The sequence below is a fragment of the Weissella sp. ESL1177 genome (assembly GCF_058107185.1).
In genome coordinates this window covers 27,721-52,719 of record NZ_CM176591.1, presented here as the reverse complement: position 1 = coordinate 52,719, position 24,999 = coordinate 27,721, and the positions used below count along the sequence as shown (strand labels likewise).

Sequence of the window (24,999 nt, the reverse complement as noted above, 5' to 3'; positions counted from 1 at the left end):
TGCTTAAATTTTAACAAATTTACGACAATTTGTAAACATTTATTATAAATCGTAACTTTTTAAGCGTGCAAAAAATAAGACAAAGACCTGCCACCAAAAATATCTCTCTACGATTTTAGGTATGCATATTAATCTAAAATATTATCATAATCAATTTTGTAGCTGTTAATAAGACCATTGACAATTTTTTACCGACCACTTTGCCCAGTATTAATAAAAATCAGTTGAATATTTAGTCATAAAAAATACCCCATAATCGTTAGATTTTTATGTCTAACAATTATGGGGCACTTCAATTGGTAGATTGACGCTCTTTCCTACTAGTAATGTGATTTTAAAATCTGTCTAAACAAGGTATTCATTGTTGTTCTGAAAATTCTGCTTGTAATGTTGCCAATTCTTGTCGATACTGCTTCACAATTCGATCCGTTAGCCCAGGTTCCACTTGATCAAGAATAACACCCAAAGTTTTCATAGACTGCTCATAATCATAACCTGTTTCATAATAATATCGTGCTTGTTGAGTTGCTTGAACAACTGCAGGATTATCACGATACCTTGATGCTTTACGTACCAATCGTTCAGTAACCGTTGCTGCCTCAATGAGACTTTCCGTTCTTTCATGAAGTGTATCTAAATCAGCTGTCACAATACTTAGTTGTCGTAAGACATCATCAACATTAACTCGTGACATACCTATCTGTTGCTTAACACGTTCTAATTCATCACTAACCGAATAGAAAATTGATAAATATGTTTCTGGTAAGCCTGGTAAGCCCTGACGTTCGAATGACCGTTGAATTAATCTTAATTTGTCTGCTAACAGTGCTACACGCTTTTTTGATTGTTCTAACTGTCCTGGTAAGTCTTGGAAAGCTTTCCATTGCGCAATTTGTTCACGTTCAATTCTCTCTAGATCTCTACGAATGGCCGTTTGTTCAGCAATTAAATTAGAAAAGACAACCTCATGACGTGCAATTTGATGCTTTAACTCTTCAAAAGTAACCGTATTATTTGACAATTGAATTTCCCAGCTACGAATTTGACCAGTTTCATCCTTTGAGAAGACAAAATCTTGATTTAAACGATCTAATCTCGCGTATAATTCGTGGTTTTGTCGTTTATTATGAGCAAGATAGCCTGTTAGATTTTCATTATTTTCCCAAACTGTCTGTGCTGCTTTTGCTTCTTTATCAAAAGTTTCATACAAAACTTCCGTTTGACTTTCCATACGTTGAATTAATTCAGCAATCTTTTTAAGTGTCAACTCTTGCAATAATGTCAACGCTTCTTGTAACTCTTCTTGAATATTTGTTAATTCTTTATCAACGTTCGTTTCAAACTTAAAGCCTTCTGCTGTCATTTTGTCGTATGCTTCTTGTAATTCGGCCAACTGCCCAGGAATTGTATCATGCAACTGATGGAAAATACCAGGTATTTGATCAATTCGTTGTTCTAATTGATTCGTTTCCATACTTAATGTTTCATATATACCAGTAGCCGTCGCGTGATCGCCTGCCTCAGTTAAACGAGCAAATTCAGCAAAATCATCTTCAAGAGAGCCTAATATTTCTTCTAATTTATCAATAGCTGGTCCGAACGAAAAATTTTGTGAAAGCAACACTTTACGTAAGTCTTGATATTTCGTTTCTAAATCTTTAACCGCTTGTTTATGTGCAGCATCTAACTGTTCTAAATCATTTAATCCTTGATTAACAACGTCAATAATTGTTTTTGCATCACGTATTTGCTGTTGTAAACTTTTTAATCCTTGCGCCGTCTTTACGAAATTTAATCCTTGTGAATCAAACAACACTGTATTTGCTTTTAAATCAATGTTATTAAATTCGTTTTTTTCTAACTGATTATATTTTGCTTCTAACAATTGGAATTGCTTCAAAGATTGTCCCGTCAAACTCAATTGGCGTCCTTTTACTAACCGATCACGCATCGGAATTTCAGCCAACTCGTTTTTCTTTTGGACTAATTTATTAACTTTTCGTGCAGTCAACCGTTGAGAGACAAAGATAATCAAATAAATGGCTGCGACAACAACAATTAAGCCAATAACGATATGTCCAATCTGTGTCATACTCTTTTTATCTGGTGAATGATGCTCACCATACTCCTAACTATCGGGAATTCTAATAAGATTAGCGTACCACGTCAATTACAATCATGCTAATTTTTTTATGTTGTTTAGTGTTTATTTGGCGTTCTTTAAAAATTTTTAACTTATTATCGTGTCTTTCTCATATAAAAAACTGCAAAAAAAGCCAAGACAATTGTCTTGGCTTTTTGACATTGTGTGCCACAAACTCCATTAAATAATAAAAAATTATCCAATACGGTTGTAGTACTCAACGATTAGGGCTTCGTTATATTCATGATCTAACTCTGCACGCTCTGGTTCGTGAACCAAAGTTCCCTTTAATGTATCTTTATCAAATTCAACGAATGGTAACGTACCAGCTTGTGCTTCTACAGCAGCTTGGATGTAAACATTCTTTTGTGACTTCTCACGAACTGAGATTTCTTGTCCAACAGAAACTTCGTATGAAGGAATATCAACACGCTTACCATCAACTAAAATGTGACCATGGTTAACAAGTTGACGTGCTTGTTGACGAGTTGTTGCCAAACCTAGACGGTAAACAATGTTGTCCAAACGACGTTCTAGTAATGACATAAAGTTATCACCGTGAGTACCCTTACGAATCTTACCTGCCTTCAAGAACAAGTTATGGAATTGACGTTCAGTCATACCGTAAGTGAAGCGCACCTTTTGCTTTTCTGCTAATTGAATACCATAATCTGATGGCTTTGAACGACGGCCGGCACCGTGATCACCAGGTGCATAATTACGACGAGCAAGTTCCTTACCAGTACCTGATAATGAAACACCCAGACGACGTGACAAACGGTACTTAGGACCAGTATAACGTGACATATTTAAATGTCCTCCAGAATTTTTATTTTGTTGAATTCTAGAGAATTGCCTCACATTCGTGCAATTTATCCAAACGTTCACCGCTGCAGCGCAGTTACTAGCGTGTTCTCTGCCATCATTGAAACAGGTCGATAAATTGTTGACGAGCTTGCGGACAATCCGCTGCAGTTTTCAACACTTTGAATATCATACCAAAATATTTGTAAATAGACAAGCATTTATCATTAACCGTCTCATAACATAGCATTAATCGAACTAACGTTTATGACTTTTCCATATAAAATTCGAATCTTGCACCAACATACTGTGTTTGCACATACTCAAACGGGACACCTTTTGTATCATAAGTAATTTGACGTAATACTAATACAGGATCTCCACGTTTAATGGCTAAATATTCTGAAACCCTTTCTTTAACCGCTGCTGCCGTGACTGTTTGTTGTGCGCGTCCTATTTTTAAACCACGTTCTGTTGCTAATGTTCGATATAAAGAATCAGTTAATGCTTGCCGTGATAACCCAGTGACTAAAGTTTCCGGAATTGCTGCTACTTCAAACGCAATTGGTTCACCATCCCCATATCTGACACGTTCCATTCGCAATACACGCTCATCTGGCGTGAGTTGTAATTGCTCTTGTTCTGAATTTGACGCCCGGCCCACATGAAAACTAACTGTTTTGGACGTGGCTTTCTTACCAGCATCCGCCATCAAATCCGTAAACGAAGTAATACCATTTAAATGTTCTTGCACTTTTTGTTCGGATACAAACGTGCCTGAACCCACGCGGCGCTCTAAAATACCTTCATCAACGAGCAACATAATCGCTTGTCTTAATGTCATACGGGAAACACCAAATTGTTCAGCTAATTCGCGTTCTGCTGGGATCCTATCACCAGGAACCCACCGACCAGCTGCAATTGCTTCGTGAATCTCATCATGAATTTGAATATATACTGGCGATCCCATCATCCTTACTCCTTTGTTTCAATGCCATCTTGCTTAGAAAAGCGACGACCCAAGCTATAGGTCGCTTCTAAGCTTGTTAAATCAGCACTAAAAATATTCAGATCGGCATCTTTGCCGACCGTCAACGTACCCTTTTGATCAAGATTAAATTCAAGGGCTTGATTAACTGATGCCATTTGAATGGCTTCATGAATTGATGCACCTGTAAAGACCATCATATTACGAAAGGCATCATCGAATTCTAGAACAGAACCAGCCAATGTGCCATCTGCTAAGCGAGCTTGCTTATCTTTTACCCAAACTTTTTGCCCACCTAATTCAGATTCACCATCACCAAGACCCTTTGCACGCATTGAATCAGTAATCAAATCAATTCGATGAGCAGTCTTTAATTTATAAGCTAAATTGACCATATCAGGATACACGTGGAAACCATCCACAATTAATTCGGTATGAATATTATCTTCTAACATAGCATGTCCAGTGACACCAGGTTCACGATGGGCCATTGGCCGTTGTGCATTATACAAATGCGTAATGTGACTAGCTTTAGAATTCGTTTGCAAAAATTCACGTGTTGCATTTGAATGACCAATTGAACCAACAATGTGATTTTCAATTAAATAATCTTCAAATTCTGCGACATTGTCTGCTTGTTCGGGTGCATACGTAATTAAACGGACACGATTGCCAGATAACTCATGCCATTTTTGAACTAATTCCTTACTAGGAGCAATAATATATTGTTCTGGTTGCGCACCCTTAAAATGTGGATTAATAAACGGTCCCTCTAAATGAACACCCATAATCGCTGGTTCTTGTTGCGCAGCTTCATTTACTGCAACCATTGCTTTTGAAATATTATCAACGGATTGTGTCATCGTCGTTGGAAAAACAGAGGTAATTCCTTCAGAAATTTGACCATGGACCATTTTAACGATATCAGTTGCTTGGCCATCCATTGTATCAAAACCATACGCACCATGTGTATGGACATCAATAAATCCGGGTACAATGACTTTACGGTCAGCACGAATAACATCATCTGTTGTCTTGATTTTTAAGGCTGACATTGGTCCAATTGCTTCAATTTGTTTATCAAATCGAATATAAGCGTCCTTGATCTCCGGTTGTTCATCTTCACCAGTATAAATCGTTGCGTGCGTTAAAACTTTACTCATGATATGTTCCCCTTATTTTTTCAATGTTACAAGTGGATAACCACCATTTGACATTCATTTCTAATCGTCTTCAAGTTTACACGGTCTAGACCGATTTTTCTAGTCAGACATCTAACACAAATGTCCTGAAAAATAAAAAGCCAAAGACTATGCCGTTAATTAACGGTCATCTTTGGCTTTCTTATATCTTTTATCAATTAATTAATCAGCTGCCAAGGCATCGATTGGATTCAACTTTGCGGCACGACGAGCTGGTAATAGTGCAGCAAGGAATGAAATCACTAACGCCAAAATAAGGGTTGTGATGACGTTACCAACTGAAATTTGAATCATATTAAACTTTGCAATCTTGTATAATGCCGAATTAAGTATTGCACCAATACCAAAGGCTAGTACTAATGACAACACAAAACTTGCCATACCAATCAGTAGTGACTCTGATGTAAACAAACGACGAACGTCTTTTTTACTTTCACCTAAGGCACGTAAAATACCAATTTCTTTTGTTCGTTCTGAAACAGACATAAACATTGTCACAATAATCATCAGTGCTGACACAACTAGGGAAATAGCGGCAATCGCTGCCAAAACATTTGTTGCTAATGTCACGATGGTATTAATGGTATCCAAAATAGACCCAACCGTAATCGCTGTATATAATCGCTTATTATTAGAATCCTTCAATTTATTAATTGCTTTTTGGAAAGGTTTAACATCATCTGGTGTTGCTACTCGAACAGTGGCAAATAAGGCATTTGTGACAGCCCCGGCTTCTTTATTAGCTGCATGGACAGTTTGATAACTAACAACATTGGCTGTTCCAGCCTTACCTGCATCGATCACACCAGAAATTTTCAAATCTTTTGTAATTGTTACTGGTGTTCGACCATCTGCTTTCACTGTGGTCCAAGTTGCCGTCATGGTTTTGCCAACGACTGATTGCCAATTTTTGGTATTAAATTTCTTAGCAACCGTCTTTTTATCAACCAAAATTTCATTTTTACCTGGCAAATGCCCGGCTTTAACAAGTTTCTTTTGATAAGTTGCTGACCACGTCTGCACCGTTCCCAGATTGTAATCTTTGTTTTGCAATTTCGCTTTCACACCAGCAATTTGATAGCCTGGCTGCACAGCTTTAGCTCCTTTTAGATGCTTAATCTGTTTCATTTGTTTATCAGAAATGGTCGTTTTTGCAATATCAGTGGCACTACCACCGGCAGTTGTTTGACCAATACCAGAATTGTCATTATCTTCATCCTGATAACGAGTAACTGTAATCGCAGTTGGATTTGCAAGAGAATTCACTTGATCATTAATATAGGCTTTGACACCATTTCCAAGACCCGTAAATAACATCACAGCAAACAAACCAATAGCGGTTCCCAACATAATCAATGAATTACGCCAAAAGCTGAAAGTTAAATGTTTGTACGCATTTCGATAAGAAGCCGTTGCTGGTAGTGGTCGGTCTTGCATATGTTCAGCATTTTTATTGACCGGATAAGCCTCTCGTAACCGTTGATCATTATCAATTTGACCATCTGCTAAATGCACAATACGTGTCCCGTGGTCAGCAACTTCTTGTGAATGTGTCACTGCAATAACCAAACGGCCTTCAGCTGCAATTTCATCCAAAATTTTCAAAACATCGGCTGTGTTTTTTGAATCTAAAGCCCCCGTAGGCTCATCAGCAATAATAATGCGCGGATCAGAAGCTAATGCTCGCGCAATGGCAACACGTTGCTTTTGACCACCAGACAATTGATTCGGATGTTTTTTAATTTGTTCTGCTAACCCGACACGCTCTAGCAAAGCTGTCGCATGGTCAACTTTTTCCGACTGTGATAAAACTGTCATTTCAAGTGAGACCATAACATTTTCAAGAACGGTCAAATGACTGATCAAATTGTAAGATTGATAAATGTAACCAATGGTTCCCCGACGATATTCATCAAGTTGTTTTTCTTGTTTATGATCTAAAACTTGACCATCAATTGTCACCGAACCTTCAAATTCACGATCTAGTCCACCAATAATATTCATCAAGGTTGACTTACCACCACCTGATTCTCCTAGAATTGAAACAAATTCCCCCAATTCAAAATCAAGATCAATCCCTTTTAGTACTGGAAATTCTTCTTTACCAAGATAGTACGATTTATGAATGTCTCGTAACTCTAAGTATGCCATTAACTCTCCTCCGGCTTCCTATTTTCAGTGCAATTTATTTTAATTAGTTTAACCTTTTACATCAAGCACCGTCAAGGATAGTATTATTGTCACTATTTCAAAATCAATAAAAAATAAATAATTATATCAGATAATCATTTGACAACATATAAAAAGGTCTAGCAACGACCAAAATAATATGGCTAGGTGCTAGGCCTAATTAGGTTGTATACATTTTAAATTATTTTTTCAAGTGTTTCTAAAACACCATCATGATCGCTATCCTTTGCGACAACATGATATCCTCGACCAAATAACCGTTCGTCAGAATTTGGCATGATATAGACGTTACCCGCTAATTGCATCATTTCTAAATCGTTCATGCCATCACCAAAAACAGTTAAATCTTCAGGTGCCAAATCAATTTCATCAATCAACATTTCCAAACTAGTCGCTTTATTCACACCAGCCGCTAAAATATCAACTGTGCCATAACCAGACGTTGTTGCATGTAATGGTAAATGATTATCATCAATTAATGCAATGGCTTCTTCAGAATGCGATGGTGTAAAAATACCCGTGACACTTGTTAATAATTCTGGAATATCTGCTAAATGCTGAACTGTGGCCATATTTGGATAAACTTGAGCCATATAATCTTGCATATTATCAGGTAAGTCTTGCAATCCTGCTAAATTGTACATATTATTTACGGAAAAAGCAATCACACCAATTGTTTCGAAAGTATCATCAATTAGAATTTCCTCTAATTTAGGTAATGCAGTTGCATCAATATTACGAATGTGCAAGTGATTAGACCCATTCACACGCCAAGTTGCACCATTACCCGTTACTAAATGAACACGATCTGCTAATTTACCAAACTTATTACGCACCCAATTTTCATCACGACCAGTCGCAATGGCAAATTTATCTCGTTTTTCATCTAACTTATCTAAAATAGATGTAAAACGTGGCACATTAAATTCTCGTTCTGAATTTAAAAAAGTTTTATCTAAGTCGGTCACGAATAAACGTGTCATATGATTTCTCCTTATCCCATCAATTATTATAACGATGTGGCAATTGCTTCGTTAATAACCGTTTGTTCATCAGTAATTAAAGCAACCCGGCCAGCAATCACATTAATATCCATTTTAATCTCACGAGTCAAACCTAGCGTATCTAATTTTGGCTCAAAGAATGCTTTAAATTCTGCTAATCGCTCAGCCGTTTTAAAGACTTTCGCAGTCACTGTAATGAACGTTGTGAACTCCATGTCACCACCCACTGTTTGTTCAAGCCAAGACCATTCTGTTCTTAGCCAATCCCATGCCATTTGCTGACCACGTTCATTTGCCAAAATACCTTGGTACCACCCGCGTAAATCTTGTGGTTTAATCGTTTGACTATCTTTGAAATAACCGATGAGTTGTTGTATAAAATTCGTGTCCAAGGTTTTCGTTAACGCCTTCATGATATCGCGTTGATAACCACCATCAGCTGTTGTCCGATAATCTGTTAACAATTGCTCAAACAAGACAGCATTGCCATGGTGCTTGACTTCATTAGCTAAGACACTTGCGCGAATATCAGCAGGTAAGTTAATAAGATTAGGTTGATTTGCAACAACTAACTCGTGTGCGGATGTCACTGCAACTGTATTATCAGCAAATAATGCCGCATCAACAATAACTGGTCGACTGACTTGATCATCGTTATCTTCATTTGCCTGCTTATACCACCCCAAACGATTAAATTGCTCTGCACTCAAAGTTGCCACTAAGTGCTTAAACTGTTTTTCTGCAAGTGTATCTGGCACAATAAACTTTTTCAAGTTTTCAATGACTTGATAAAGTGCTGTATTAACAACACTTGAATGACTTGTCGCAAATTTTTTCAATAGTGGTACGACGATTGCATAAGATATCTGACGACCTTCAGCTAATAAACGTAAATCTTGGAGTAATTGTAATTGTGTTACTGGATTTAGATTATCAATATCCTCTAAAATATCTGCTAATAATGCTGGCTCATAATTAACAATAAAGTGAGCTGTATTATCAACATTCAAGCGGAATGGTGCCCCAGCTGTTTGACGTAAAATCTCATAATCTCCCAAATTCAATTCTTTAGTCACTAACAATTCTGGTAAATCTGAATAATTACTATGCAACGGTATTTGCCACTTTCGTTGTTGATCGACGCCATCTCCAATAAAGAACTGTTCTTGCATTATTGTCAAATGACCGTCAACAACTTTCACATTAACAACAGGGTAACCTGGTTGTTCTAACCAAGTATTCATCATTGCTGTCAAATCAATACCTGACGCTTTGCCCAAAGCAGCCCATAAATCAGATCCAGTTGCGTTAGCAAATTTATGGGCTTCAAAATAATCCTTCAATCCTTGACGTAGTGCATCATCACCAATCAATGCTCGCACCATCACTAACATGCGAGCCCCTTTCGCATAGACGATAGCCGCATCAAAAATAGCATCAATTTCAGCGGGTTTTTCTACTTGAACATGCACCGGCTGGACGCCATCAGTTGCATCACGCTGTAATGCAGCTGCCGCTTCTGAAGTCTGGAAAGTTTCCCAAATATGCCAATCGGGTTCTAGCGCATCAATTGCCACGTACTCCATCATGTTGGCAAAACTTTCATTAAGCCATAAATCATCCCACCATTGCATCGTGACTAAATCACCAAACCATTGATGGGCTAATTCATGAGCAATCACCGTTGCCACTTGTTGCTTCATTTCAATAGAAGCATTGTTTTCATCAATTGCTAGGTAAGCTTCACGATAAGTCACCAAGCCCCAATTTTCCATTGCTCCTGCTGAGAAATCAGGTAATGCTAGTTGCCATGAATGTGGTAATGGGTATGGTGTTTGATAATAGTCTTCATAAAATTCAATTGATCGTTTCGCAATATCAAGCGCAAAATCAAGTTCAGACGCTTGATGTGCCTTGGTTGCAAAAACACCAACTTGAACACCACTTTTTGTCTGGGTCAGTTTACGCTGCATATCACCAAATGCAAAAGCAACAAGATATGTTGACATCTTTACAGTTTCATCAAAATAATGAACACCATCAACCACTTTTTTCTCAGGCATGTTAGCAATAATCGTTTCACCCGCTTGTTCATCAAATTTTATTGCTAATGAAAATGTCGCTTTAGCTGCAGGCTCATCAATGCCAGGAAAGGCTTGTCGAGCAGCTGTTGTTTCAAATTGTGTGCCAATCAATTGCTTTGTTTGGCCATGTAATTGATAATATGACGGATAAATACCCATCATCGTATCAGTTAATGGTGCTGTATAATCAACCACAATTGTTAAATCACCCGTTTGTGGTGCCATAAAATTCAATGTTTCTGCATCATCATCAGTCGTCGCGATAACTGTTTGACCATTAACAGTCACATTATTAATTGACATAAACTTTTGATTTAAACGAATTGCCGTTTGCATTGCCGTCCCCTTAATCGTAGTCTGACCAGCAATAACTTTGGTTTCTCGATTAATATCTAAATAGATATCATAATGGGTTGGCCGAAATACATTTATCAAGCGCTGTCCTTCTGTCATAAATTCAAAATCCCCTTTTTAAACATCTCTTAATATAAATTAAGTAATAAATTTCATCTGACCTTATTTTATCATAGTGTCTGATTTAACGTTATTTTGTCTTAAGGATCTGCTCATAAAAAAGAATGACATGACACAAATTGATAGTAATTATGAGCTAGTCGCAAAAAAAAGAACTGACATCTCTGTCAGTTCTTTAAAAAATAGCTCATCAGGGAGTCGAACCCTGGATGCCGGTGTGAAAAACCGGAGTCTTAACCGCTTGACCAATGAGCCACAATGATTACTTCGTTGCTTCAACAACATAAATAATCATACCAGCTTCAATAATCGTTTGCAAGCCTTTTTATATGAAATCTCATTTATTCAAAGGATGCATTTTTAGCCATTGTTGCAGTAATCGTATCCTTGATTAATTGATTCAAGCCACCCGTCGTCAAGACTTCATATCCCGCCGCAGTTGACCCACCGGGTGTCATCACTTCATTAGCTAATACCATTGGTGCCTTTTTAGCTTGCATCATATGCTGTGCCGTGCCAACGACCGTTTGTTCGGCTAATCGAGCTGCGATACTTTCTGATAAGCCTTTCGCAACGCCAACTTGCTTCAAGGCTTCTGTAAAGGCCGCAACAAAAGCTGGTCCAGAACCAGCAATTGCACTTGCAATACCAAATTGCTCTTCTGGCAGTTCATCAGCTCGACCAAATTCCAAGAACAATGCCGCCACTGCCCCTTTAATATCTGCAGCCACATCCTTATCAAAAGCTAAGGCAGTGTAACCATATTTTACAGCCACATTAACATTTGGCAGAGCACGAACAACCACTATTTTTTGACCCAAAGCTTTGTGTAGTTGTGCTAAAGAAATACCACCAAGTACTGAAACGACAATCACATCAGGTTTCATTGCAATACCTGGTTGTAGTTCATTTGCAACAGCTGCTAATTGTTCAGGTGGTGTTGCCAAAACGACCAAATCCGATGACATCCAAACATCTAACGCTGAACTTTTTGCAGTCATATGCAAGTCGTTTGCCACTTTTTGTCCTGAATGAGGGGAATGAACAACTAATTGTACTTCCTGATTACCCGACCAACCTTGCATCATTGCCTTGGCCATATTACCAGCACCAATAAATCCGATTGTTAGCATGTGATACTCCTTTGTTTTCAAAATCATTTTTATCATATCATAACTCACAAAAAAAGGTTTAAAAATCAGTACAAGAACCTAGCTAATTGGTCTCAACTTCTTTTTAAACCATCTCACATTATGAAAATCCTTCGCGTTCAGATAACGAGAATGATTTATTATGATATCTCATCGACATAATCAAACCAATACCAATCATGTTACCAATTAACGCCGAACCACCTTGCGAAATAAATGGTAGTGGAATACCGGTTAAAGGTACTAAACCAATATTCATCCCAATATTCTCAAAAATATGGAACAATAACATCATAACAACACCTGTTGCAATATAGGCATAAAATTGATTTGATGAATCAAAGACAACTTGAATAATTTGATAAATCAACAAGAAATATAAAATCAACAACAGAATGCCACCAACAAACCCAAAGTTTTCACCAATAACTGAGAAAATCATATCTGATTCACGAACTGGTACATCAACGTGTGATACATTAAATCCTGTACCAGTGATGCCACCAGAACCAATGGCTTTCATTGACTGCCATAATTGATACGCACCATTTGACGTATCATTTTGTGGATTTAACCACGCGTCCACACGAGTAAACTGGTATGCTTTGAAACCAATATGTTCAAGTAAATGCCGACCCCATGTTTGTGTCACAAATAATATGGCTACTGAACCTAACGAACCAACAATGGCAATAATCGGTCCCAAGTATAACCAGGATAAACCAGAAACTAGTGTCATACCAAACACAACGGCAATGAACACCATGTTTGTTCCAAAATCACTACCATTAACAATTAACACTGGTAGTGTCCATAAAACAATTTTCGTTAGCAGACGCCAATCTGATTTCATGGTATGTGTTGGATTCGCAATATTATGATCTGTAATGACCCTTGCTAGCATAATAATAAATGCTGGTTTCATAATCTCTGCTGGTTGAAAGGTTACTGGTCCAATAGCAAACCACTTTCCACCCGTACTAGCATAATAACTTCTTGAATAGAAGAATAAGACAGCAATCATCAAGACCATGCTAATGGCAAACCCATAGGGTGCGATACGCCACAATTGTTCAGAATCAAATTGCATAATGATTGCAACACCAATAATACCGACAACATAGTAAGCTAACTGTAAAAGTACCATACGTGTGACATTGACACTCGCATCATGTGTTCCTGCAACGTAGAGTGAAGCTAATCCAATCAACGCTAACATTAAAACCACAAAAATAATTGACCAATCAATCTCGCCACCATCTCTTGAGAAAAAACGTTTCAGCATATTGCCTCCTTTCTCATTGGCTTATCAATTAATGATGTAAATTGAATTCTGCAAGTAAACTTGCAACAGCATCATCAAAACTATCTGTTGTTGTTTGATGACCATCTGCAAACGTCACAACCATTGGTGATGTTTTTTCATCAACTTGCCCTAACGTCACCTTATTAATCATCACTTCTGAAATATTATCATCTAATTCGTTGATTTCAACAGCAACCGGTTTATTTTTTCGTGCCATAATAACCTTCCTTAATTTGCATGCATGTGTGCAAGAAGCATCCCTGCTCCTTTAGCAACATTATCTAGTGGCTTCTCTGAAATCATAACAGGAACACCTAGATGTTGTGCAATCAATTTATCAACTCCACGTAGCAGTGCACCACCACCAGTTAATACAATACCGCGATCAATAATATCTGACGCCAATTCCGGTTGAATACGAGCCAAAACAGCATGTGCCGCATCGACAATTTGTGTTAATGTATCGTGCATTGCCACTTCAACTTCATTAGCATTGAGTGTCACTGTTCGTGGCATTCCTGTAAAACTATCACGACCGCGCACATCCATTTCTTCAGGATCATCTAATGGCGTTGCCGTACCAATCTGAATTTTAATTTGTTCAGCTGTCCGTTCACCAATTTGTAACCCGTGATCCTTTTTGACCATCGCCGAGATATCCGCATTCATTTTATCACCAGCAACACGAATCGATTCTGACGTCACAATATCCCCAAGTGAAAGTACCGCAATATCCGATGTACCACCACCCATGTCAATGACCATTGATGCAATCGGTGAGAAAATATCTAATCCTGCCCCAACTGCTGCAACTTTGGGTTCATATTCCAAGTAAACTTTACCACCACCTGATTTTTCAGCTGCACCAATAATTGCTTTGCGCTCAATACTGGTAATGTTCGTTGGCGCGCATACCATCACACTTGGTCGTGACATGACATTTTTAACATTTAATTTTGACATAAAGCGTGACAACATTGCTTCTGTCATGTCAAAATCTGAAATAACCCCGTCTTTTAGAGGACGAACAGCACGAATATTTCCTGGTGTACGACCAACCATTTGGTAAGCTTCCGTACCAACGGCTAAAATTTTCTCTGTTTTTGTATCAATTGCCACTACGGATGGTTCATTTAAAATAATACCTTCCCCATCAACATAAATCAGCACATTCGCCGTTCCTAAATCAACGCCGATTTCTTTGGCCATGAATTTCACCTCTTATTTATTACCGAGCAAGCTCGTCCAAATTTCTAATTACTATCTTTAATAGTATAAACCATACGAACGAAAAAATCTTGAAAAATACGTATCCAACTAACTTTGTTTGCTGGTCCTTTATGAACAATGTAAAATATAAAGAAACATCTTAAAAAAGGAAATAAAAATATGAAGCTAACTTTACAAGAAATGGCAACAATTCTCGAAGCGCCCATTAAAAATGAAGCAGCTGCAATCGTGACTAATACTACTTTTGATTCTCGCCAAGTAACTGCGGGTAGTTTGTTTATCCCATTGGTTGCTGATAATGATGGCCATGATTACATTGATGCTGCAGTTAAAAATGGTGCGACCGTTGCATTGTGGCAAGCAGATCATCAACATATGCCAACAAATTTACCAATCATTATTGTGCCTGATACCTTGGCAGCTTATCAACAATTAGCCAGTGCTTACCTAACAAAAGTTGCGCCAAAAGTGGTTGCTGTTTCTGGTTCAAATGGTAAAACAACAACGAAAGATTTTATTGCCGCCATTGGTGAGACAAGCTATAAAACAATCAAAACACCCAAAAACTTTAATAACGAAATTGGCGTACCACAAACGATTCTATCTATGCCAGCTGATACCGAATTATTAGTCATCGAAATTGGTATGGATCATCCTGGTGACTTAACATTCTTGTCTAATATGGTAAAACCAGATATTGCATTATTAACCATGATTGGGGAAGCTCATATCGAATTTTTCAAGACTCGTGAACGCATCGCCGATGGGAAAATGGAAATTATTAACGGCTTAAAAACGCATGGTCATCTCGTATTTAATGGTGATGAACCTTTATTAATTGAACGTGTTAGCCAACATGCCAGCCTCCAAAATGAGTCCTTTGGTTTAAACAGTACTAATGACTTATTTGCGAGCGATATTGAAATGACTCCTTTACAAGCTAGCTTTACAACTAACCAAAGTAATCAACGGTATACTATTCCACTCACTGGTCGTTACAATATTACCAATGCTTTGGCTGCAATTACGGTTGGCCATTTACTACATATTTCTGACACAAAAATTGCCCAAGCTTTAGCAAATGCACCGATTACAGAAAATCGTACAGAATGGCTAACTGGTAAATTTGGTGGCAAAATTCTGTCCGATGTTTATAATTCTAATCCAACAGCAACAAAAGAAGTGCTCAACTTTTTTGCAAATACACCAGTAGCTGGTAAACGTGTGGCTGTTCTTGGTGACATGCTACAACTCGGAGATGCTTCCGCGACACTACATGCTAGTATTGCTGCTAATTTGGATCCACAAAAGATTGCCCACGTTTATCTCGTCGGTGAAGAAATTGTGGCTCTCGAAAATGCTTTAAAAACCAAATATACCTCACAAGCTGTTAAAAGATATGCCGTTAATGACCAAAAAGCTCTTTTAAATGATTTATTAGCTGATTTAACGGCTGATGATATGATTATGCTGAAAGGATCACATGGTGTTCATTTAGAAAATATTGTGGCGCAATTAAAAAAATAACCAAAACTGATGAGAGTGAAACAAACATATAAAATGAAAATCGCAGTCGTATTAGAGCATGTCTAGCACAACTGCGATTTTTGCTTTATAAAAATGACAATATCAACTATTTCACATCAAAATATTGCTTCAAATACGCAGCAACACCATCTTCATTATTAGTCAATGTTTCAGCATTAGCGACTGCCTTAATTTGGGGAATTGCATTACCCATCGCAACACCAATACCCGCCTGCTGAATCATTTCAAAATCATTTTCTTCATCACCAAAGGTCATCACATTTTCAAGTGATTCACCAAAATGTGACATTAATTGCGACAAACCACGCGCTTTATTCACTTGGTTAGGCAAAAATTCTAATAGTTCTGTACGCGAAGGCACGATATGTAATAAATCTGTTAATTCATTTGGCATTTCTTGGCGAACTCGTTGAACAACATCTGCTGGTGCTGCGCAAACAGCTTTCCCAAATGCTTGATCAACAGGTAAGTCTTCAAAAGCAACATCTTTAAAAGGTAAAGCTGCGCCCATAAAGTCTTCATAAGCAGACTTTCCTAATTCAATCAATGAATAAACTTGATTAGCGCCAATCACATCAATTGGATAGTGTCGAACCAATGCATCAGCAAATAAAACAGCAATATCTTGTTTACTAATCGTTGTCTGTGCCAAAATGTCTTTACTTTGATTGTGTTGAATTAAGCCACCATTAAATGTAACGGCATAATCATTTGGTTCAAATAGTGCTAATTGTTTAAGAAATTTTTGAATACCTTGAATTGGGCGTCCCGTGCACAAAACAATTCGCTTACCAGTACGGTGTAATTTTTTTAAAATACGTTCATTTTCTGCTGAAATCTCTTTTTCTGAGTTGAGTAATGTATTATCTAAATCCAATGCAATTGTTGTAATCATCTCAATTTCCACCCCTTATCCATTTCATAGTTGAACATGTCTCCATACCCTCACATGCTTAACTGTACATTCTATTATAGCAATAACCAGCCTATTAAAAAATGCCACTCCTTACGTACAATTAGGAATGACATTCATTAACTAATGATTAAACAGACTTAATATAATTAACACCATCTGCTGCTGGTGCCTTTGACTTTGCAAAGAAAATAACCAAAATCAAAATCGTAAAGACGTATGGTGCAATTTGTAGATAAACTGCTGGAATTTGATCAATCACTGGCAGTTGTGCACCAACAATGGCCATTGATTGTGAGAAACCAAAGAATAAGGCTGCACCCATTGCACCAACTGGATTCCAACGACCAAAAATCATTGCGGCCATTGACATATATCCTTGACCTACAATTGTTGAAGCTGAAAAATTACCTGCAATTGACTGTGCAAACAAGGCCCCACCAATACCACCTAACACACCTGAAATTAAAACACCCGAATAACGCAGTGCATAAACTTTCAATCCAAGTGTATCAGCAGCCTGTGGATTTTCACCAACTGAACGTAACCGCAAACCAAAGCGCGTCTTGAATAATACCCATGATGCAACAAAAGCAATCAGAATAGCAACCCAAGCAGTTGATGATGTTTTTGTAAATAAGATTGGTCCAATAACTGGTATTTTACTCAAAAGAGGTACATTCCAGTAACCAAAATTTTGTGAAATCATTGACGTTTGACCTTTACCATACATCAACTTAATAATATAAACACCTAATGCTGGTGCCATTAAATTCATCACTGTTCCTGACACAATGTGGTCAGCACGCAGTGTAATCGTCGCTACCGCATGTAGTAATGAAAAGACTAGTCCAATAACACCACCAGCAATTAAACCTAACCAAGGTGTCGCACTACCAAATTGATTAGCAAAAGTTAAATTAAAAACAACTCCCGCAAAAGCACCCATAATCATGGTTCCTTCAAGACCAACGTTAACAATTCCCGCGCGTTCCGAAAATGTGCCACCTAAGGCCGTGAAAATCAATGGTGCTGAATAAACTAATGTACTTGAAATGACTAATTGTAAGATGATTTCTAAACTCATAATCACTTAGCCTCCTTTGGATTCGTTGTCGTTGATTTTTGACGTTTATTCTTTTTACCCTTTTGCTTAGGATCATCCTCATCTAACTTAACAAGGATTAAACGAATCAAATAATTAGCACCAATAAAGAAGATAATTGACGCTGTAACAACGGAAACTAATTCAGTTGGCACGCCAGTTGCTAAAGGCATACCTAGGCCTCCCACTGATAAAACAGAGAATAAGAATGCTGCAAATAAAATACCTAGGAATGACCCAGAAGCTAACAAGGCAACAGCCATCCCATCATAGCCAACCTGTGGTGCTGAAGATTGTGAGAAAATATTTAAATAGGTTCCTAATCCTTCTGTTGCACCTGCCAAACCAGCTAATGTACCAGAAATTGTCATTGCAATAATGGCATTACGCTTTGCTGACATCCCTGCATAACGTGCCGCATTAGGGTTCAATCCGACAGCACGAATTTCAAAACCAAGTGTTGTGCGTTTCATAATAAACCAAATACCAAGCAATGCAATTACTGCGATAATAAACCCAATATTTAGTCGTGATCCACCCGTTAAATTAGATAATAAATCCCAACGTAATGAATCAGATGTATCTAGTGTCTTGGTCATATCAGTCGTTGCCATCAATTTTTTAGGCAACCCTTGCACAATGGCATTACCAGCATACAAAGCAATGTAATTTAACATAATTGTGGTAATAACTTCAGATGCGCCAAATTGTGCTCGTAACCAGCCTGGAATATAGCCCATGACAGCACCACCAAGGGCACCAATAATAACGGCTATTGGAATCAAAAGCCATGGATTCATACCTTGATTTGCTAGTACAAACCACGTTGACGAAATCCAACCAACCCAAACTTGTCCCGAAAGACCAATGTTAAAAAAACCAGCAGCTTGTGCTACCAAAAAGCCAGCAGCAGTCAAAATCAATGGTGTCATCGCACGCAATACTTCACCAATATTTAATGACGATCCTAATGCTGACTGTACTAAACTAATGTACCCAGTTACCGGATTAAATCCTGATACCAACATAATAATTGCGCCGACCAATAAACCAAAGAAGACAGCCAAGCCAGCAACAAGCCCTGTACTATATGAATTAATTTTATTCACGTGATTATTCTCCTGCTATTTGTGATCGAGCCTCTTCTAGTGACATACCTGCCATTAACAGACCAAGCTCATTCTTCGAAGTTTCATTTGCATTGACAATACCCGTAATCTCACCATGTGAAATAACTGCAATACGATCTGCAACATTCAAAATTTCATCTAACTCAAAACTGACGAGCATCACTGCCTTGTTAGCATCACGTTGATAAATCAGCTGTTGGTGAATGTATTCAATAGCCCCGACATCCAAACCACGAGTTGGTTGCGCGGCAATAATAAAATCAGAATGACGGTCTAATTCACGTGCAATAATAGCCTTTTGTTGATTTCCTCCTGATAAAGAACCAGCTGGTACTAATTCATTCACAGTGCGCACATCAAACTTTGCAATTAATTCACGAGCATGTTCATTGATTGCTTCATAATCTAACACACCATACTTCGATAAAGGTCGTTTATAGTATGTTTGTAATGCCATATTTTCTGCCAACGTCATTTCTAATTCTAACCCGAAACGTTGCCGATCTTCAGGTATGTGTGCAATGCCGGCTTCGGTTATTTGACGCGGTTTTTTATTCGTCATATTTTTACCATTCAATAGCACTTTTCCGGAAGCAGTTGGCATTAGTCCTGTTATTGCTGAGATTAACTCTGATTGCCCATTACCATCAATACCAGCAATTCCAACAACTTCTCCTGCATGAATATCAAGATTCAAATCTTTAACTGCAATCACGCCACGATTATCTTTGACTGTCAAATGTTCTAATGATAAAACAGTCTCTTTGGGTTGTGCAGGCGTTTTTTCTGTCGAATATAGCGAAACAGAACGTCCTACCATGATATCCGCTAATTCCTGTGAAGATACCCCCGCTACTGGGAAGGAATCAATTGATTGACCACGTCGAATCACCGTTACTTGATCAGCGACTGCTTTAATTTCATCTAACTTATGTGTTATTAAAATAATTGACTTACCTTCAGACGCTAAATGACGCATAATATCCATTAATTCTTCAATTTCTTGCGGTGTCAAAACCGCAGTTGGTTCATCAAAGATTAAGATATCAGCACCACGATAAAGTGTCTTCAAAATTTCAACACGTTGTTGCATACCAACCGAAATATCACTAACCAACGCATTTGGATCAACATCTAAGCCATATTGTTCTGATAATTGCTTAATGTCCTGACCAGCTTGTTTGATATTTAATTTTATGCCATTAACTGGTTCAGATCCCAAAATAATGTTTTCAGTAACTGTAAAGGCATCCATTAACATAAAATGCTGATGAACCATCCCGATACCAAGTTCCGCTGCTTTCGCTGGACTATCGACCACAATTTTTTGGCCATTAATTAAAATATCACCAGATGTTGGTTGTAATAAACCAGACAATTGATTCATTAATGTTGACTTTCCCGCACCATTTTCACCGAGTAACGCATGAATCTGTCCGCGTCTTACTTGTAAATCAATCCCATCATTTGCACGAAAATCGCCAAATTGCTTCACAATATGATGCATTTCTAGCACAATTGGCTCATCTGCCATATTTTCTTTCTCCCTGAAAATTTATTCACTTGCTTACTAATAAAATCTAATATACGAATTTAATTTTACAGATGTTTTTAACGTTTTGCTAGTATACCGACTGAAATCTTTCGTCTTTTAACATTTTTGTCACATAACGCTAACGAAATATGTTCTAACACTAGAAAAAGCCGAACATTATTCTGTTCCGCTTTCCCCTCTAACGCTTATCTATCTACAAATTTATTTCATTTTGCTTGGTACTGTCACTTCGCCCGACTTGACTGCCTTTTCAGCTTTTTGAACAGCCTTTTTCTCTGTGTCATTCAAGTTTGCCGTCGTTAGACCAACCCCGCCATTTTTCAAACCAAATGAAACCGTTTTACCACCTGGGAAATGTCCCTTCATTGCTTGATTAGAAATTTTAACGACCGAGCTAGGAATCTTCTTAACTGCTGATGCTAATGTTAAGTTAGCAGCTTGCCCATCTTTGGTTTTATAATTTCCTTGATCTTTTTGATCCATATCAACACCAATTACCCAAGCTTTACTTTTATCATCCTTGTTTAACTTTGTGTCGATATCCTTTGCTGATGTAAACACTGAATTTCCAGCAGGTCCTGCTGCTTGGAAGATAATGTGTGAACCTGAAGTATACATCGCATCAGCAATCGTTTTCGATTTTGCTGTATCTGTAAATGATTCAATAAACTGTGAATCTACCTTGATATTTGGGTCAACTGATTTCACACCAGCAATATAACCAGCTTGGAAGGCTTTAATTGTGGCAGAACTCATCCCACCAATAAAGCCAACTTTATTGTCACCAATTTCTTTTGCTTTCGTCGCTGCTGCAACCCCTGCTAAATATGATGCTTCATGTTGTTTAAACATCATTGATGCAACGTTTTTTAGTGGCTTCTTTGCCTTATCATCAATCAATACATAGTCTGTCTTTTTATTTTTTTCGGCAGACTCAACAAGTGCATCATTGGTTGCGTAACCAACACCAATCAATAAGTTATAGTTAGCAGAAACACCTTGTTGGAAATTTGGCGCAAAGTCAGCATTTGTTTTTGAAGCAAAGTAATTATAACCATCTTTACCCTTTTTAAGATTGTGCGACTTTCCCCAGTCCTTAACACCCTGCCAAGCAGATTGGTTAAATGAACGATCATCTACACCACCAACATCAGTAACCATTGCAACGGAAAAATCTTTTTTATTATTACTTGCGTTCTTATTACTAATCATTGTTGCGCCCACACCTGCAATAATGACAATTGCCACACCACCAATGACGATATTTCGACGTGAAACCATGTCCCATTCTCCTCAACTTTCGTTCATTTAAATCAGCTGTATTATCGTTAGTTAACAAATAGGTTAACACTGTTCAGAACGTTAATTCCTTTGAATAGTATAGACTGTCTCCAAATGATGTGCAACGAAAAATGTTATCTTTTTGCTCTTTTAGTAAAACGTTTTACGTACTTTTTAAGCTTAGTCATTCATTAAAAGCGAACAATTATAAATTCAATTAAATGAAACGTTTGTCATAAAACGTTTTAAATAGATTAATTATTAAAAATTAATTTTTGCCATTCGGTAATTTTTTGGAACTTTTTTTAAATTAGAATGATTGATTGAATTTAGAATTAGCTGGGTGTGCTGGCACTTTAATATTTCCCTTAATAATACCTTGCTTTGCTTTCAGTACTGCTTTTTTCTCAGCAGTTGTTAAATTCTTAGTTGGTGTTGAAACACCACCCTCTTTTAAACCATAAGCAACAATCTTACCACCTGGGAATTGATTCTTCATGGCTTTGTTTGCAATCAATTGTAACCCACGACCAACGCCTGTAATTGATGACGTTAACGTAAAGTTACTGTGCTTACCATCTTTCGTTTTGTAATTACCCATGTTAGATTGATCCATATCAACACCAATAACCCAAACTTTATCTTTAGAATTGGCTACTAATGATTGATTATTGTCCTTGGCAGCTGTAAATACACCATTACCAGTTGCCCCGGCTGCTTGAAAGATAATTTTCTCACCTTTAGCCATCATCGCATCTGTGATTGTTTGTCCCTTCGCAGCATCCCCAAATGAATCTGCATATTGCACATCAACCTTTAAATTCTTATCAACTGATTTCACACCGGCAGTATAACCAGCTTCAAACGCATCAATAATATTGCTATGCATCCCACCAACGAACCCAACTGTTGTTTGATTTAATGCCTTTGCCTTTGTTGCTGCAGCAACACCAGCTAAGTATGATGATTGCTCTGATCGAAACATAACTGATACCACATTTTTTGTCTTTTTCTGATCAATATCATCCACTAAGACATAATCCGTTTTGGGATTCTTTTGTGCGGAACTCACCGTGGCATTATGCAATGAATAGCCAATGCCTGCAATTAAGTCATATTTACTTTGCACTGCTTGTTGAAAGTTTGGTGCAAATTCTGCTTGTGATTTAGATTGCAAATAATTGTACCCATTTGCACCTTTTTTTAGACCATGCTGTTTCCCCCAACTCTGCAAACCTTCCCATGCTGATTGGTTAAAAGATTTATCGTCAATCCCACCAACATCGGTGACCATTGCAACAGTATAATTCTTCTTACTTGAAGATTTTGAAGCATTAGAAACACCATAGACAATCCCACCAACAACGACAACAACCGCTACACCACCTATAATTTTCAACCGACGTGAAACCATTTTTTTACCCACTTTCCTAACCATCATTACGTAACTCTCTGTTACTTATTTTGAAACAATAGTCAAATTATAAGATTATTTGATACTCATTTTCAAGTTATTTTTCATTAATATTTCGTTAAATAAATTGACAACCCCCTATGTAAAAGCTTTTGTTATCGCATTTTCATTTTATAAGCGAACAAAATTTACATTTAATTCATAAATTATGCGTTTTATTAACTAATTTTCAAAACCATAACGCTCTGTTACATAAATGATATTTTAACAACTTAAATGCGCTAACCCAAACAAGCAACTTATATTTCATATAAGCTTCAATATTTCCGCTTGCCTTTCTTATAATAACTGTGGGTATAATTAGGATGGTTATATTGAATCATTTAAGGAGTAACTTTGTGATAGATTTTAAAACAATATTTAAACGAACCGATATCCAAAAATTAATTGCTTTAGTTTTCATTTTGCTTTTCTTATACATTATTAGAGATTTAATCAGCATTGTTTTACTAACAATTATTTTCAGTTATTTAGCAATTAAAAGTGCAAATAAAATTAGTCACTGGACAAAAATACCCTATGGCTTTTCTGTCTTACTTTTATTCATCCTAAGCATCCTTATCTTTGTCATGGCTTTCACGTTTATCGTGCCAACGTTAGTTGAACAATTTGCAGTGATTCCTGATGAAGTCATGAAAGTCATTAAAAGTTTTCCTGATATTAAAAAATATCTCAACGATACCTATCAAAATTTGGATTTGTTGAGTGAAATTAGCAAAAATTGGAAAAGCTTACTTGCTAGTGGTTGGGATACTTTAAATACGATTGGTAGTATTCTCTCAAAAATCTTACTATCTGTTTTTTTGAGTTTTATTTTTGCTGTTTCATGGCAACGATTACGTGTCTTTGGTAGCCAATTTTTAAATTCAAATTATCCAAAATTTTTTAAAAACGTCTACGAACTAACCAGCACGTTTGTGTTAATCTTCGGCAGTGTTATTGAAGTACAACTAACGATTGCCTTTATTAACACCATTTTAATGGTCATTGGCTTAAGCATTATTAAGGTACCAAGTATCATGGTCATGGCTTTACTTATCTTTATACTAGGACTGATTCCTATTGCAGGTGTCCTAATTTCATTGATTCCTTTGAGTATTATTTCTTTTGCTGCGCTAGGTTGGGTTGGTACATTAGAAGTCTGGATTCTTGTTGCGATCATTCATTTATTTGAATCATATTTCTTACATCCAAGACTAATGGCTAGTCGTACTGAGCTACCAATCTTTTTGACCTTTGCCACAATTATCGTCATGGAACATTTATTAGGTGCCTGGGGATTAATTGTCGGCGTGCCAATTGTCGCCTTCATCTTAAGTCTTTTAGGCGTCCAAGATGCTTCAATTTCTAAAAAAGCATAATTATTATTTATATAATCAGCATAAAACGATCAGGACGAATCTAGTCATACTAGGTT

The 24,999-nt window shown here is 37.3% G+C and carries 19 protein-coding genes and 1 tRNA gene; 2 read left to right on the top strand and 18 right to left on the bottom strand.

What is annotated here, in order from left to right:
* Window positions 1-358 precede the first annotated feature (358 nt).
* The 12 genes from AC3B5D_RS00195 to AC3B5D_RS00140 form a co-directional block, all read right to left on the bottom strand.
* Complete coding sequence (locus AC3B5D_RS00195; protein ID WP_489840080.1) at window positions 359-2,092, bottom strand: septation ring formation regulator EzrA; 1,734 nt, start codon at window positions 2,090-2,092, stop codon at window positions 359-361.
* Window positions 2,093-2,338: 246 nt separating this feature from the next.
* Window positions 2,339-2,950 (bottom strand): 30S ribosomal protein S4, encoded by a 612-nt coding sequence (rpsD, locus tag AC3B5D_RS00190; protein ID WP_489840081.1) that lies wholly within the window; start codon window positions 2,948-2,950, stop codon window positions 2,339-2,341.
* A 262-nt stretch (window positions 2,951-3,212) separates the two neighbouring features.
* Window positions 3,213-3,917: a GntR family transcriptional regulator gene (locus AC3B5D_RS00185; RefSeq protein WP_489840601.1), complete on the bottom strand. Its 705-nt coding sequence runs from the start codon at window positions 3,915-3,917 to the stop codon at window positions 3,213-3,215.
* Window positions 3,918-3,922: 5 nt separating this feature from the next.
* Window positions 3,923-5,098, bottom strand: a complete 1,176-nt coding sequence (nagA, locus tag AC3B5D_RS00180) for an N-acetylglucosamine-6-phosphate deacetylase (protein WP_489840082.1) — start codon at window positions 5,096-5,098, stop codon at window positions 3,923-3,925.
* Between the two features lie 201 nt (window positions 5,099-5,299).
* Window positions 5,300-7,288: an ABC transporter ATP-binding protein/permease gene (locus tag AC3B5D_RS00175; protein WP_489840083.1), complete on the bottom strand. Its 1,989-nt coding sequence runs from the start codon at window positions 7,286-7,288 to the stop codon at window positions 5,300-5,302.
* Between the two features lie 215 nt (window positions 7,289-7,503).
* The gene (locus AC3B5D_RS00170; RefSeq protein ID WP_489840084.1) at window positions 7,504-8,310 is read right to left on the bottom strand and encodes an HAD-IIB family hydrolase; all 807 of its coding nucleotides are present in this window, start codon (window positions 8,308-8,310) and stop codon (window positions 7,504-7,506) included.
* A 26-nt stretch (window positions 8,311-8,336) separates the two neighbouring features.
* The gene (locus AC3B5D_RS00165; protein ID WP_489840085.1) at window positions 8,337-10,868 is read right to left on the bottom strand and encodes a M1 family metallopeptidase; all 2,532 of its coding nucleotides are present in this window, start codon (window positions 10,866-10,868) and stop codon (window positions 8,337-8,339) included.
* 204 nt (window positions 10,869-11,072) lie between these two features.
* A tRNA-Glu gene (locus AC3B5D_RS00160) sits at window positions 11,073-11,144 on the bottom strand.
* A gap of 86 nt (window positions 11,145-11,230) precedes the next feature.
* On the bottom strand, window positions 11,231-12,022 hold the full coding sequence (gene proC / locus AC3B5D_RS00155) for a pyrroline-5-carboxylate reductase (RefSeq protein WP_489840086.1): 792 nt from the start codon (window positions 12,020-12,022) through the stop codon (window positions 11,231-11,233).
* Between the two features lie 118 nt (window positions 12,023-12,140).
* Window positions 12,141-13,325 (bottom strand): FtsW/RodA/SpoVE family cell cycle protein, encoded by a 1,185-nt coding sequence (locus AC3B5D_RS00150; protein WP_489840087.1) that lies wholly within the window; start codon window positions 13,323-13,325, stop codon window positions 12,141-12,143.
* Between the two features lie 28 nt (window positions 13,326-13,353).
* Window positions 13,354-13,563, bottom strand: coding sequence for a DUF2969 family protein (locus AC3B5D_RS00145; RefSeq protein ID WP_489840088.1), 210 nt, complete (start codon window positions 13,561-13,563; stop codon window positions 13,354-13,356).
* Window positions 13,564-13,574: 11 nt separating this feature from the next.
* Window positions 13,575-14,555, bottom strand: coding sequence for a rod shape-determining protein (locus AC3B5D_RS00140; protein WP_489840089.1), 981 nt, complete (start codon window positions 14,553-14,555; stop codon window positions 13,575-13,577).
* Window positions 14,556-14,735: 180 nt separating this feature from the next.
* Here AC3B5D_RS00140 and AC3B5D_RS00135 point away from each other — a divergent pair, with 180 nt between their 5' ends.
* Window positions 14,736-16,103, top strand: a complete 1,368-nt coding sequence (locus AC3B5D_RS00135) for a UDP-N-acetylmuramoyl-tripeptide--D-alanyl-D-alanine ligase (protein ID WP_489840090.1) — start codon at window positions 14,736-14,738, stop codon at window positions 16,101-16,103.
* 106 nt (window positions 16,104-16,209) lie between these two features.
* On the opposite strand, the gene AC3B5D_RS00130 is transcribed toward AC3B5D_RS00135, so the two are convergent.
* From AC3B5D_RS00130 to AC3B5D_RS00105, 6 genes are all read right to left on the bottom strand, one after another.
* Entirely contained in the window at window positions 16,210-17,019 is an 810-nt protein-coding gene (locus AC3B5D_RS00130; RefSeq protein ID WP_489840091.1) for a Cof-type HAD-IIB family hydrolase, read from the bottom strand.
* Between the two features lie 148 nt (window positions 17,020-17,167).
* Complete coding sequence (locus tag AC3B5D_RS00125; protein WP_489840092.1) at window positions 17,168-18,124, bottom strand: ABC transporter permease; 957 nt, start codon at window positions 18,122-18,124, stop codon at window positions 17,168-17,170.
* A gap of 2 nt (window positions 18,125-18,126) precedes the next feature.
* The gene (locus AC3B5D_RS00120; protein ID WP_489840093.1) at window positions 18,127-19,251 is read right to left on the bottom strand and encodes an ABC transporter permease; all 1,125 of its coding nucleotides are present in this window, start codon (window positions 19,249-19,251) and stop codon (window positions 18,127-18,129) included.
* Between the two features lie 4 nt (window positions 19,252-19,255).
* Complete coding sequence (locus AC3B5D_RS00115; RefSeq protein WP_489840094.1) at window positions 19,256-20,806, bottom strand: ABC transporter ATP-binding protein; 1,551 nt, start codon at window positions 20,804-20,806, stop codon at window positions 19,256-19,258.
* 222 nt (window positions 20,807-21,028) lie between these two features.
* Complete coding sequence (locus tag AC3B5D_RS00110) at window positions 21,029-22,108, bottom strand: BMP family lipoprotein (RefSeq protein ID WP_489840095.1); 1,080 nt, start codon at window positions 22,106-22,108, stop codon at window positions 21,029-21,031.
* A 310-nt stretch (window positions 22,109-22,418) separates the two neighbouring features.
* On the bottom strand, window positions 22,419-23,522 hold the full coding sequence (locus AC3B5D_RS00105) for a BMP family lipoprotein (RefSeq protein ID WP_489840602.1): 1,104 nt from the start codon (window positions 23,520-23,522) through the stop codon (window positions 22,419-22,421).
* A gap of 398 nt (window positions 23,523-23,920) precedes the next feature.
* On the opposite strand from AC3B5D_RS00105, the gene AC3B5D_RS00100 reads away from it, so the two are divergent.
* Window positions 23,921-24,943, top strand: a complete 1,023-nt coding sequence (locus tag AC3B5D_RS00100; protein ID WP_489840096.1) for an AI-2E family transporter — start codon at window positions 23,921-23,923, stop codon at window positions 24,941-24,943.
* Window positions 24,944-24,999 lie beyond the last annotated feature (56 nt).